Genomic DNA, 11,882 nt, shown 5'->3' on the forward strand with positions numbered 1-11,882 from the left:
GCAGCGGGTGGAGCCGTTGGCGCCACCTCGCTGCCCCTTCGCGGGCGTTCCTACCAAGCCACCGGCAGTTCCAGCGGGAAGCGTCTGATCGTCTTGGTGTCCCAGTGCAGGTCCTCCGGCGGGACGGCGAGTTTCAGGGTGGGGAAGCGTTCCACCAGGCGACCGATGGCTACTTCCAGTTCCGCCATGGCCAGGGGCATGGCGATGCAGCGGTGGCCGCCCCAGCCGAAGGTCATGTGGGGGGCGCTGGGGCGGGCGGGGTCGATGGTGTGCGGGTCGGGGTAGCGGGCAGGGTCGCGGTTGGCCGTCAGGTAGGAGACGTGGACGTAGTCGCCGGCCCGGATGTGGGCGCCGTCCAGTTCCATGTCCTCCAGGGCCACTCGGGGGATGCCGACGCCCTTGCGGAACGGGATGCAGCGCAGCATCTCGTGCAGGACGTCGGTGAGGGTCTCGGGCCTGTTCCTGAGCTGGTCCATCAGTTCGGGACGGGTGAGCAGCAGGTAGACGATGTTGCTGATCTGGCAGGTCGCCGTGTCCTGGCCGCTGAGGGCCAGCATCAGCGTCATGACGGCCAGTTCCTTGTCGTCGAGCCGTTCCTTCCCGTCCCGCGCCTCGGCCATCGCGCTGATGAGGTCCGGGCCGGGTGAGACGCGGCGCTGCTCGACGAGTGTCCCGAAGTACTCCGTCAGCTCGGACTTGGCACGCGCGGCCGCCTCCTTGTTGCCCTCGCCGACGACGAGGAGCCGGTGCACGGACTCCTGGATGCGGGGCCATTCCTCCCGCTCGATGCCGAGCAGGTCCAGGATGGTGTGCTGGGGGAGCGGGTCGGAGAGGTGCTCGACCAGATCGGCCGGCGATCCGTGTTCCTCCATGTCGTCCAGCAGACGGTCCGCGAGCCGGATGATCCGGGGCCGCATGGCCTCGACGTGCTGCTGGGTGAAGGCCTGCGAGGCGAGGTGGCGGACGCGGCTGCTCTGGGGCGGGTCCATCACGTTGACCGACTCGGGCGAGACGATGGGCTCCGGCGTCATCCGCGGGTAGTCGTGACCGACGATGCCCGCCCGGCTCAGCCGGTTGTCGGTGGTCACCTGCTTGACGCCGTCGAAGCCGGTGATCAGCCAGGCGTCCGCGTCGCCGTAGGGAAGACGGATCCGCGCGGGGGAGTCCCGGCGCATCAGGTCCGCGAGCACGGGGTCGAACTCCAGGGCCTCGCTGTAGGCGAACGGGCAGGTGAGGGGCGCGTCATCCGTGGTCATCAGGCAGCTCCTCCAGGTCCGGGCATGGGTACGACGTCGGTGGTGTCCACGGCCCGGCGAACGGCCAGGGCGAGCCGGACGGCGTTGCCGACGGCCCAGAAGTGGACGAAGAAAAGGCGTGGCTCATCCATGAGGTTGTGGTGGTGCAGCTCGACGAGTTCGACACCGCCGCGCCGCAGAGCCATGAGGGCGGGCTGCACCTCGTCGGCGATCATCACCAGGTCACCGCTGAGGGCGGCCCTTCCGCCGCCGAGCGGCTGGAAGTTGACGGAGGTGGTGGAGCCGAGTCCGGGAGGCAGGGCCAGAGGGCCGTCGGCGACGGTCTCGCGGCGGACGAAGGTGGCCTTGTAGATCTTCCCGTCGGGGAAGCCCTTGACCCCGAGCACGGCGTCGACGGCGGCGGTGTCCAGGTTGACCGGCTGTGACGGGGCGGCGGGTTCGGCGGGCGGGGTGCCGGTGCGGTCGAACGCGGCGCGCAGGCCGCGGGCGATGGCGACCGGATCGTGGCCGTGGGCGTGCACATGAACCCACCAGATGTCCGGTTCGTGGGCGAGCAGGTGCTTGTGAATGGCGGTCTGCATGATCCCGTGCTGCTGCAGGACGTCGCCGAACCGCTGCAGTTCGCGTTCGGTGACGACGGAGTCGCCCATCAGGAGCGTGCTGCCGTCGGCGTACCGGACGAAGGACATGTGCGACCCCAGGGCGAGCGCGGGGTCGATCCGGATGCCCTGGGAGAAGACGGTGAGGTCCTGGCGGGGCAGGCCCGTGTGGTACATGAACCGCCTCATGTCACCGGGTCGGCCGAGCGCCTCGCCCACGTCCGCCCAGTCCGACAGTTTGGTCGTCACCGGTGCCACGAGGGCGCGGTCCCGCGGCCCGGACAGGGCTCGGGCGTCGGTGGGCGCCCCGGTGAGCACCGGTGCCAGGGCCGCCACGGCCAGCACCTGGCGCCGGGACGCGGTGAGTCGGGACGCGGTGAGTCGGGAACGGATGCTCTGCGATCGCTCGTCAGCCATGTGTGCCTCCTGACGCGATCGAAGCACGGGAATCCGCCGGCGCCGGTGACCCGCACCGTCACCTCCCGCCGGTCTCCCGCCGGTGGGCTAATCGCTCAACCACACCGACCCTCCATAGGCGGGAACAAGGCTTCCGCATAGCGTGTTGCGCAGCACAACGAGGGAAAGATCCTCCTCAGGTACGAGGGTCGATCCTTTGCCAATCCATTACTCTTGAGCCAAGGCTGCGCTCGGCAGCCATGGAGGAGTGAAATGAGGAGCAGCAACCCGGTCTTCTCGCGACGTGGGTTCAGCCGCGACAACGGCTACGCCGGCTTCAACACCGCAGCGCAGGCCGGGTACGCGCAGGGCAACCCGTACGCGCAGAACCCCTACGCGCAGAACCCGTACGCCCAGCAGGGCGTCCAGTACGGCGCCCCGCCGCAGGCCCCGGCCACCACCGAGCGGATGACGATGGACGACGTCGTCATGCGTTCGGCCTTCACGCTCGGCACGGTCGCCATCGGCGCCGCCCTCGCCTGGGCGCTGCTTCCGGTCTCGACGACGAGCTACGGCCTGGCCTTCGGCTCCGCGATCATCGCGATGGTCCTGGCGCTGGTGCAGAGCTTCAAGCGCACCCCGTCGCCCGCGCTGATCCTGGGCTACGCCGCCTTCGAGGGCGTCTTCCTCGGCGTCATCAGCGAGATGTACAACAGCCGCTGGAGCGGCGCCCCCTTCCAGGCGGTGCTGGGCACCATGGCGGTCTCCGCCGCCACCCTGCTGGTCTACAAGGCCGGCTGGGTCCGCGTCACGGCCCGCTACGCCCGCATCGGCATGGCCATCGCCGTCGCCTTCGTCCTGGTCATGGCGGTCAACCTGCTGCTCGTCGCGTTCGGTGTCGCCGAGGGCGGCGGTCTGCGCAGCTTCGGCCCGCTCGGCGCGATCGTCGGCATCATCGCGATCGTGCTCGGCGCGTTCTTCCTGACCCTCGACTTCAAGCAGATCGAGGACGGCATCGCGTACGGCGCCCCCCGCAACGAGTCCTGGCTCGCCGCGTTCGGCCTCACCCTGACCCTGGTCTGGATCTACGTCGAGATGCTGCGCCTGGTGGCGATCTTCAGCAACAACGACTAGCGGGCTCACCCCTGCGCGTGAAGTCCGCGTGAAGTCCGCAAAGGTGGCCGCGTGAGGGGCCCCCGGGTACGTCCCGGGGGCCCTTCGTCATGTCGTCATGGGTGTGCGGCGGCGTCAGAGCAGCTTGCGCGCGGCCCTCCTCAGGTCGTACTCATGGATGATCGCCTTGGCGTGGCCGTACGCGAGGTCGTACTCGTGCCGGAGCCAGCTGACCTTCTCTTCGAAGCGGAAGAGCGAGGGGCCTTCTTCTACGGTGCGGAGCCAGTCGGAGACTTCACGACCGGTGCAGTGCGGGATACGGGCGAGCATGTTGCGATGGGTCTCTTCGGAGAAGACTTGGGACATCGGCGCCTCCGAACGCAAAGGGGATGTAAGCCGGTCCTTCACGTCACCGTGCCTGAGCGTTCGCCTCTTGGCAACAGTGCGGCGCGTTACGCTCGGCGCGTGGTTGATACGACGCCCCTGATCCAAGCAGTGGAACACTTCGCCGACCGGTTGCGGGCGGCGCCGCAGAGCCGGCTGCAACGGGGGGCTGCCGCGGAGGCCTTGGCTGCGGCCAGGGAGCTTTCCAGGCGGGCCCAGTTGCTGGAGGAGCCCGGGACGGAGCCCCGGGAGATGCCGGACGCGGGGATGTTCGCGGTGGCCGATCAGATCACCGTGGCCGGGAACGACCTGGCCGTGGTGCTGACGAGTGAGGAACAGGTCGCCGAGGCGGTGGGGTTCGTGGAGGAGGCGCGCAAGAGGGCGGGGGTCTAGGGCCGTTCACCCACCGCTGTTCTCACGCCCTGTTTTTCACAGCCCGTTTTCAGGGCCCTGTTCTCACGGCCCCGTTCTCCTGGCCCCGTTCTCACGTGGCCGTCAGAGGGACGCGATGACCCTGTCCGCCAGGATGTAGACCGTGTCCTCGCCGCAGGCGAAGGTGAGGGCGTAGGCGCCGGAGATCCCGGAGCCGCCGAGGAGGTACGGGGTCTCGCCGGCGCGCAGGGCCGCGGCCAGGCGTTCGGCGGTCTCGCGGTGGCCCGGGGTCATGCACAGGGTGGTGCCGTCGGCGAAGACGTACACGTCGAGGGTGCCGAGCGGACCCGGGCGGACGTCGGCGAGTTCGATCTGGTCGGCGGAGAGCTGCTCCAGCGTGGTGACCGTTCGCTCGTGGTCGTTCACGGCAGGCGACTGCACCGGGACGAAGTCGGGGTGCGAGGGGTGGCGGCGGCGGGCCGCGGCCAGCTCCGGGGACTCCCCGGCGAACTCGTCGGTCTCGGTGGCCGGCTCGGCGACCGGCTCCAGCGAGTCCAGGCCCGCGAAGTCGGCCTGCCGGGGCAGGAACGGGTCGACGTCGGACAGGCCCAGCAGCGAGGGCGCGTCGGAGACGTCACGGGCCTCCTGCGCGGCCCAGAACGCGCGGGCCTCGGCCAGCTCCCGCTCCCGCTCCTCCGCCAGCGCCTCGGCCACGGCGGCGCGTATCTCCTCCGCGTCGGCGGTGGTCCGGGCGGCCGGCAGCAGCGCACGCATGGCGGCCGCCTGGTTCTCGGCGAGCTGGGTGTGCAGCTCGCCGATCTGGCGGCGCAGCTTCAGAACGGTGCGCAGGACGGCGACGCCCACGGCGCCCGTGGCGGCCGTGGTGAGCAGCAGGGCGATCGGCATGGCGCTCACTGACGTACTCCCAGGTTCAAAGTCGACCCCCGACTTCCTACATCAGCTTGAAGGGCGGACTAACCTTCTGTCAGTGCGTAACGTCACGAAACGGACAGGGCTTTCGGCTCCAGGGTTCGTGTGTCCCCGCTCTGACCTGCGCTGACCTGCGGTGTATCCCCGGCGAGCGAGATAGGTCACATCCTGAGGGAGATTGGATCACAAAACGGCCCAGAACCCGGGCGTTTCCCGGGTTCCGGGCCGTTGTCCGACGTAGGGTGCTCCGCCGGTCACGCACGGTGTCGGTGGGTCAGCTGAGGCGCTCGATGACCATCGCCATGCCCTGGCCGCCGCCGACGCACATGGTCTCCAGACCGAACTGCTTGTCGTGGAACTGCAGGGAGTTGATGAGCGTGCCGGTGATGCGCGCGCCGGTCATGCCGAAGGGGTGGCCGACAGCGATGGCGCCGCCGTTGACGTTCAGCTTGTCGAGGTCGATGCCGAGGTCGCGGTAGGAGGGGATCACCTGGGCGGCGAAGGCCTCGTTGATCTCGACCAGGTCGATGTCGTCGATGGTCAGGCCGGCGCGGCGCAGGGCCTGCTGGGAGGCCTCCACCGGGCCGAGGCCCATGATCTCGGGGGACAGGCCGGAGACGCCGGTCGACACGATGCGGGCGAGCGGGGTGAGGCCCAGCTCGCGGGCCTTGGTGTCGGACATGATCACGACCGCGGCGGCGCCGTCGTTGAGCGGGCAGCAGTTGCCGGCGGTGACCAGGCCGTCCGGGCGGAAGACCGGCTTGAGGCCCGACACGCCCTCCAGGGTGACGCCGGCGCGCGGGCCGTCGTCCTTGCTGACCACGGTGCCGTCGGGGAGGGTCACCGGGGTGATCTCGCGCTCCCAGAAGCCGTTCTTGATGGCTTCCTCGGCGAGGTTCTGCGAGCGGACGCCGAACTCGTCCATGTCCTGGCGGGTGACGCCCTTCCAGCGGGCGAGGTTCTCCGCGGTCTGGCCCATCGCGATGTAGGCGTCCGGGACCAGCCCGTCCTCACGCGGGTCGTGCCAGGTGGTGCCCTCCTGCTCCGCGACGGCGGCGGTGCGGGCCTCGGCCTCGGCGAAGAACGGGTTGTGCGTGTCCGGAAGGCTGTCGGAGTTGCCCTTCACGAACCGCGACACCATCTCGACACCGGCCGAGATGAAGACGTCGCCCTCGCCGGCCTTGATGGCGTGCAGCGCCATGCGGCTCGTCTGCAGCGAGGAGGAGCAGTAACGGGTGATCGTGCAGCCCGGCAGGTGGTCCATGCCCATCTGCACGGCGACGATCCGGCCGAGGTTGTTGCCCTGCTCGCCGCCGGGGAGGCCGCAGCCGAGCATCAGGTCGTCGATGTCCTTCGGGTCCAGCTCGGGGACCTTCGCGAGCGCGGCCTGGATGATGGTCGCGGTCAGGTCGTCGGGACGAAGGTCCTTGAGCGAGCCCTTGAAGGCGCGGCCGATGGGGGAGCGGGCGGTCGACACGATGACGGCTTCGGGCATCACGGCTCCAGTGCGTACGAGGGGTTCAGGGCCGGTTGGGAAGTTACCCGTACGTATGGCCCAGGGCACCGCTGCGGCGGTGTGACACTGAACCCAATTGTCTAAGCGCTTGCTTGGCTCGGATAGGTGAGCCTCGTCACATCGACGTTACGCCGACGTCACACCGACGGGGTCGCGGGCTCGGCCTCCGGCACGCGCCGCCTCCGCCGCCGCTTGAGCAGTGCCCACGGCCCCCGGGGCCCGGTCGGCATCGCCGCCGTGACCTCCGTACCCGCCTCGGAGGCGGCCTCCGCCGCCGCCCGCGCAACCGGCAGGAAGCCCTCGCGACGGGACACGTCCGGCCGCTCCTCCTCCGCCGGCCACAGCCCCAGCGCCGCACAGACCGTCGGCAGGACCGCCATCGCCGCGGTGGCGTACCCCTCCGCCGAGGGGTGGTAGTTGTCCGGCCCGAACAGCTCCCGCGGGTTCGCCTCGAACTCGGGGCCCAGCAGATCGCCGAGGGACACGGTCCGTCCCCCCTGCTCCACGACCCCGATCGTCTGCGCCGCCGCCAGCTGCCGCGAGGCCCGGCGGGCCAGCCAGCGCAGCGGCTGCTGCACGGGCTCGATGGTGCCGAGGTCGGGACACGTGCCGACGACCACCTCCGCGCCGGCCGTCCGCAGCCGTCGTACGGCCGCCGACAGATGCCGTACCGAGCGCGTCGGCGGCATCCGGTGCGTCACGTCGTTCGCGCCGATCATGATCACGCAGACGTCGGGGACGGGCCGGGATGAGGACAGGACCAGCGCGACCTGGCGGTCCAGGTCGTCCGACTGGGCGCCGGGCAGAGCCACGTTCCGGAGTTCCACCGGACGCTCCGCCACCGCCGACAGTCCCGACGCCAGCAGCGCCCCCGGCGTCTGGCCCGCGCGATGCACGCCCTGGCCCGCCGCCGTGGAGTCGCCCAGCATCGCCAGCCGGAGGGGCGGCTCACCGGGAACGTCGTACCCCTTGCCGTACAGGCCCTCGGCCAGGGGCACCCGGCCGCCCCGGTTGCCGTTGTTCACGGCACGGCGGGCCAGCCGCACCTCCGCCAGCACCAGCCCCACGGCCGCCGCGCCGATCAGTCCGACCCCGCCACCGCCGTACGCCGCTCCGGCCGCGATGCGCCGGGCCACCCGCGCCCTCGACATGTTCGTCATGCGTCGCCGCCACCTCCTCGTAGCCGTACATCCACTCCTTGCCCCGTACGGACCGTGCGCCAATCTCAACGGGGAGTGAACGCCCACCGCACGTCACCTGGGGGCCGTACGCTGGCTGGACCACTACGACCACTGTTTTTTGCAAGCAACCGGAGACAACGGTGCAATTCCACGACTCGATGATCAGCCTCGTCGGCAACACCCCGTTGGTGAGGCTCAACAGCGTGACCAAGGGCATCCAGGCCACCGTCCTGGCCAAGGTCGAGTACTTCAACCCGGGCGGTTCCGTGAAGGACCGCATCGCCCTGCGCATGATCGAGGCCGCCGAACAGAGCGGGGAACTGAAGCCGGGCGGCACGATCGTCGAGCCGACGAGTGGGAACACCGGCGTGGGCCTCGCCATCGTGGCCCAGCAGAAGGGCTACAAGTGCATCTTCGTGTGCCCTGACAAGGTGAGCACCGACAAGATCAACGTGCTGCGCGCGTACGGCGCCGAGGTCGTCGTCTGCCCGACCGCCGTAGCCCCCGAGCACCCGGACTCGTACTACAACGTCTCCGACCGGCTCGTCCGCGAGACCCCCGGCGCGTGGAAGCCGGACCAGTACTCCAACCCCAACAACCCGCTCTCGCACTATCACTCGACCGGCCCCGAGCTGTGGGAGCAGACCGAGGGGAAGATCACCCACTTCGTGGCGGGCGTCGGCACCGGCGGCACCATCTCCGGCACCGGCCGCTACCTGAAGGACGCCAGCGCCGGCAAGGTCCAGGTCATCGGCGCCGACCCGGAGGGCTCCGTCTACTCCGGCGGCTCGGGCCGCCCGTACCTGATCGAGGGCGTCGGCGAGGACTTCTGGCCGGACGCCTACGACCGCACCGTCGCCGACGAGATCGTCGCCGTGTCCGACAAGGACGCCTTCCAGATGACCCGCCGCCTCGCCAAGGAGGAGGGCCTGCTGGTGGGCGGCTCCTGCGGCATGGCCGTCGTGGCCGCGCTGGAGGTCGCCGAGCGGCTCGGCCCGGACGACGTCGTGGTCGTCCTGCTCCCGGACAGCGGCCGCGGCTACCTCAGCAAGATCTTCAACGACGAGTGGATGGCCGACTACGGCTTCCTGGAGGACGAGGGCCCCAGCGCCCGCGTCGCCGACGTCCTCAGCGACAAGGCGCACGGCGCCATCCCCTCCCTGGTGCACATGCACCCCGAGGAGACCGTCGGCCAGGCCATCGAGGTGCTGCGCGAGTACGGCGTCTCGCAGATGCCGGTCGTCAAGCCCGGCGCCGGCCACCCGGACGTGATGGCCGCCGAGGTCGTCGGCTCGGTCGTGGAGCGCGAGCTGCTGGACGCCCTGTTCTCCAAGCGGGCCTCGCTGGAGGACCCGCTGGAGAAGCACATGTCGGCCCCGCTGCCGCAGGTCGGCTCCGGTGAGTCCGTCAACGACCTGATGCAGGTGCTGGGTTCGGCTGACGCGGCGATCGTCCTGGTCGAGGGCAAGCCGACCGGCGTGGTCAGCCGGCAGGACCTGCTGGCCTTCCTGGCCAAGGGCGGAAAGCAGTAGCGAACGTCCGGTGAACGGCCTGTGTCGGCGGCGAACTTGCGGTGACCGCGGCCGTTCGCGCCGTAGCGGAAGTGGTACGAGCGCGTCACGTGCGCGCAGCACCCGCTTAACACGGGTCCGGCACATTGGTGGGTGTCGGCAGGGCGGGAGCGGCTCCCCGCCCAGGCCGGCGCCGAACGGCGCCAAGGACCTCCGGAGCGGCTCCCGGACCTCCATGGACGCCAAGGATGCGGAAGCCCGGCCCTGACCCGGCCCGCGTCCCTCGCGGGGACCGCCGTCGTCCCGCCCCCCGGAAACGGGGGTGCGGCGGTCCCCGCGACAGTCTTTTTCAGCGGGCGGTACTCGTCTCCCAGCTGCCGAGCAGAGCGAGCCGCTCCGCCGTCTCCGAGCCCGGTTCCGGGGTGTACACCACGATCGTCTGGTCCGGGTCCGTCGGGACCGTCAGGGTCTCGTACGGGAGGGTCAGCAGGCCGGCCACCGGATGGCGCACCTTCTTGACGCCGTACGCGCACTCCTTGACCTGGTGGTCCGCCCACAGGCGGCGGAAGTCCTCGCTCTTCAGGGACAGTTCGCCGACCAGCGCGCACAGCTCGGGGTCGTCGGCGTACCGGCCCGCGCCGATGCGCAGGTTGGCCACGGTCTGGGCGGCCACCGCGGCCCACTCGGGGTAGAGGTCCCGGGCGGCGGGGTCGAGGAAGACCTGGCGCGGCATGTTGCGCTCGCCCGGCGCCATGCGGCTGAAGCCGCCCACCGCGTCGCCGAGCGCGTTCCAGGCGAGCACGTCCATCCGGCGGCCCAGCACGAACGCGGGGGTCCGCTCCATGCTGTCCAGCAGCAGCTGCACGCCCTGCCGTACCCGGGGCGTGGCCGGACGGCGCTCACGGCGCCCGCGCGGCCGGGCCACCGTGCGCAGATACGTGTGCTCGGTCTCGTCCAGCCGCAGCACCCGCGCGATCGCGTCCAGCACGGCATCCGAGACGCTCGGACCCCGGCCCTGCTCCAGGCGGATGTAGTAGTCCACGCTCACGCCCGCGAGCTGGGCGACCTCCTCGCGGCGCAGGCCCGGTACGCGGCGCCGGCCGTGGGAGGGCAGTCCCACCTCCTCGGGCCGGATGCGGGCGCGGCGTGAGCGCAGGAAGTCTCCGAGGTCCCCGTCCATGGGTTCGATCGTAGGGGAGCGGCCGCCCGCCATCCTGGTACTGGCAGACCCAGGAAAAGCGCATCCCTGGGTACGGCGGCCGGGGACGGCGAGGGTGGTGTCACCGGCCGGGGATCCGCCCCGGCCACCGCACCAGGGGGAACACCCATGTCGTACGAGAACCTGTCCGGCCGTACCGCCGTCGTCACCGGCGCCGCCAGCGGCATCGGCGAGGCCGTCGCGCTGCAGCTCGCCGCGCAGGGCGCCCGGGTCGCGCTGTTCGCCCGGCGCGCGGACCGGCTGGAGCACGTCGCCGGGAAGATCCGGGCCGAGGGCGGCGAGGCGCTGGTGGTGGTCGCCGACGTCACCGACGACGCGTCCGTCGAGGCCGCCCGCGATCTCGTCCACCAGACCTACGGCCGCGTCGACCTGGTCGTCAACAACGCCGGCGTGATGCTGCCGAACCCGGTGGACGACGGCCGGCTCGACGAGTGGCAGCGGATGCTCGACACCAACGTGACCGGGGTGCTGCGGATGATCCGCGCCTTCTCCGCCGACCTGGTGGCCGCGGCCGCCGAGGGCCGCACCGCGGACCTGGTGAACGTGTCGTCCATCGGCGCCCACATCACCTTCCCCAACTACGCGGTGTACGGCGCGACGAAGGCGGCCGTCACCTACCTCTCCCAGTCCCTGCGCGGCGAGTTCGGGCCGCGTGACGTGCGGGTCACCAACATCGAACCGGGGCTGACGGAGACCGAGCTGGCGACACACGTCGACAGCGCGGAGCTGTCCGGGCAGCTGGACGGCATGCTGGAGGCGATCGGGAGCCTCTCGGCGGCGGAGGTCGCCGATGTCGTCGCCTACGCCACCAGCCGCCCCCGGCACGTCAACCTGCGCCAGATCATGGTCCTGCCGACGCGGCAGGCATGAGAGGTGCGGGGTGCGGGGTGAGCCGAGCGGCGGCCGGTCCGCTCAGTCCTCGCGGGCGGGACGGCCGGAGCCGCGGCCCGGGAGCAGTTCCGGGTGGAGGCGTACGGCCTGGGCCGCGTTGACGCCGACGATGCCGATCCAGCTCGTCACGATCCCGGGCATCCCCGCGAGACCACCGGCGATGGCGGACAGCGGAATGGCCAGCACCAGGGTGAGCAGGGCGAAGCCGTAGCGCTCGCCCCACGAGTCGGCCGGCCTCGGCCGCCGACCCCCGCGCGCGGTCGCCATCTGCTGCTCGGCCAGGTGCCGGCGCACCCGGCGGTCGACCGTTTCGTCGATCCGCTGCTCGACCTTCTCCAGGAAGGAGTCGACCAGCGCGGAGTCGTACTCCTCGCCCAGTTCCCTGCGGGCCCGCACGGTGGCGTCGAGGTCCTTCTTGAGGTCGACGTGGTCGAGGCGATCCAGGCGGTCGAGGCGGTCGGCGTGGCCGGCACGCGCGGCCTGGCGGGCGTGCTGCGGGTCGGTTGCGCTCATG

The 11,882-nt window shown here is 71.0% G+C and carries 12 protein-coding genes; 4 read left to right on the top strand and 8 right to left on the bottom strand.

The genetic code is table 11. The features are described from left to right. Positions 1 to 50: 50 nt before the first annotated feature. Both ABZ865_RS20915 and ABZ865_RS20920 read right to left on the bottom strand, forming a co-directional pair. Positions 51 to 1,256, bottom strand: coding sequence for a cytochrome P450 (locus ABZ865_RS20915; protein ID WP_361232070.1), 1,206 nt, complete (start codon positions 1,254 to 1,256; stop codon positions 51 to 53). Further along, positions 1,256 to 2,272, bottom strand: a complete 1,017-nt coding sequence (locus ABZ865_RS20920) for a DUF1259 domain-containing protein (RefSeq protein ID WP_361232072.1) — start codon at positions 2,270 to 2,272, stop codon at positions 1,256 to 1,258. The genes ABZ865_RS20915 and ABZ865_RS20920 overlap by 1 nt, the downstream gene beginning before the upstream one ends. 252 nt (positions 2,273 to 2,524) lie before the next feature. Here ABZ865_RS20920 and ABZ865_RS20925 point away from each other — a divergent pair, with 252 nt between their 5' ends. Continuing rightward, positions 2,525 to 3,385, top strand: a complete 861-nt coding sequence (locus ABZ865_RS20925; RefSeq protein WP_361232074.1) for a Bax inhibitor-1/YccA family protein — start codon at positions 2,525 to 2,527, stop codon at positions 3,383 to 3,385. Between the two features lie 114 nt (positions 3,386 to 3,499). On the opposite strand, the gene ABZ865_RS20930 is transcribed toward ABZ865_RS20925, so the two are convergent. Continuing rightward, the gene (locus ABZ865_RS20930; RefSeq protein ID WP_100826629.1) at positions 3,500 to 3,730 is read right to left on the bottom strand and encodes a DUF4287 domain-containing protein; all 231 of its coding nucleotides are present in this window, start codon (positions 3,728 to 3,730) and stop codon (positions 3,500 to 3,502) included. Positions 3,731 to 3,859: 129 nt separating this feature from the next. Here ABZ865_RS20930 and ABZ865_RS20935 point away from each other — a divergent pair, with 129 nt between their 5' ends. Beyond that, a complete protein-coding gene (locus ABZ865_RS20935; RefSeq protein WP_361232308.1) occupies positions 3,860 to 4,141 on the top strand; it encodes a hypothetical protein in 282 nt (93 codons plus the stop codon). Positions 4,142 to 4,243: 102 nt separating this feature from the next. On the opposite strand, the gene ABZ865_RS20940 is transcribed toward ABZ865_RS20935, so the two are convergent. From ABZ865_RS20940 to ABZ865_RS20950, 3 genes are all read right to left on the bottom strand, one after another. Then, positions 4,244 to 5,026 (bottom strand): hypothetical protein, encoded by a 783-nt coding sequence (locus ABZ865_RS20940; RefSeq protein WP_361232311.1) that lies wholly within the window; start codon positions 5,024 to 5,026, stop codon positions 4,244 to 4,246. A 298-nt stretch (positions 5,027 to 5,324) separates the two neighbouring features. Then, positions 5,325 to 6,545, bottom strand: coding sequence for an acetyl-CoA C-acetyltransferase (locus ABZ865_RS20945; RefSeq protein WP_361232077.1), 1,221 nt, complete (start codon positions 6,543 to 6,545; stop codon positions 5,325 to 5,327). 158 nt (positions 6,546 to 6,703) lie between these two features. Then, positions 6,704 to 7,726 (bottom strand): SGNH/GDSL hydrolase family protein, encoded by a 1,023-nt coding sequence (locus ABZ865_RS20950; RefSeq protein ID WP_361232080.1) that lies wholly within the window; start codon positions 7,724 to 7,726, stop codon positions 6,704 to 6,706. A gap of 161 nt (positions 7,727 to 7,887) precedes the next feature. On the opposite strand from ABZ865_RS20950, the gene ABZ865_RS20955 reads away from it, so the two are divergent. Beyond that, on the top strand, positions 7,888 to 9,279 hold the full coding sequence (locus tag ABZ865_RS20955; protein ID WP_361232083.1) for a cystathionine beta-synthase: 1,392 nt from the start codon (positions 7,888 to 7,890) through the stop codon (positions 9,277 to 9,279). Positions 9,280 to 9,607: 328 nt separating this feature from the next. On the opposite strand, the gene ABZ865_RS20960 is transcribed toward ABZ865_RS20955, so the two are convergent. After that, positions 9,608 to 10,438 (bottom strand): helix-turn-helix transcriptional regulator, encoded by an 831-nt coding sequence (locus ABZ865_RS20960; protein WP_361232086.1) that lies wholly within the window; start codon positions 10,436 to 10,438, stop codon positions 9,608 to 9,610. A 147-nt stretch (positions 10,439 to 10,585) separates the two neighbouring features. Between ABZ865_RS20960 and ABZ865_RS20965 the strand changes: the two genes are divergently transcribed. Continuing rightward, on the top strand, positions 10,586 to 11,347 hold the full coding sequence (locus ABZ865_RS20965) for an SDR family oxidoreductase (RefSeq protein ID WP_361232089.1): 762 nt from the start codon (positions 10,586 to 10,588) through the stop codon (positions 11,345 to 11,347). A gap of 42 nt (positions 11,348 to 11,389) precedes the next feature. Here the strand turns inward: ABZ865_RS20965 and ABZ865_RS20970 are convergent, their stop codons facing one another. Next, positions 11,390 to 11,881 carry a hypothetical protein gene (locus tag ABZ865_RS20970; RefSeq protein WP_361232091.1) on the bottom strand — a complete coding sequence of 164 codons (492 nt, stop codon included), beginning with the start codon at positions 11,879 to 11,881 and terminating at the stop codon, positions 11,390 to 11,392. Position 11,882 lies beyond the last annotated feature (1 nt).

Source organism: Streptomyces sp. NPDC047085, from assembly GCF_040643735.1.
In the GTDB taxonomy this organism is placed as follows: Bacteria; Actinomycetota; Actinomycetes; order Streptomycetales; family Streptomycetaceae; genus Streptomyces.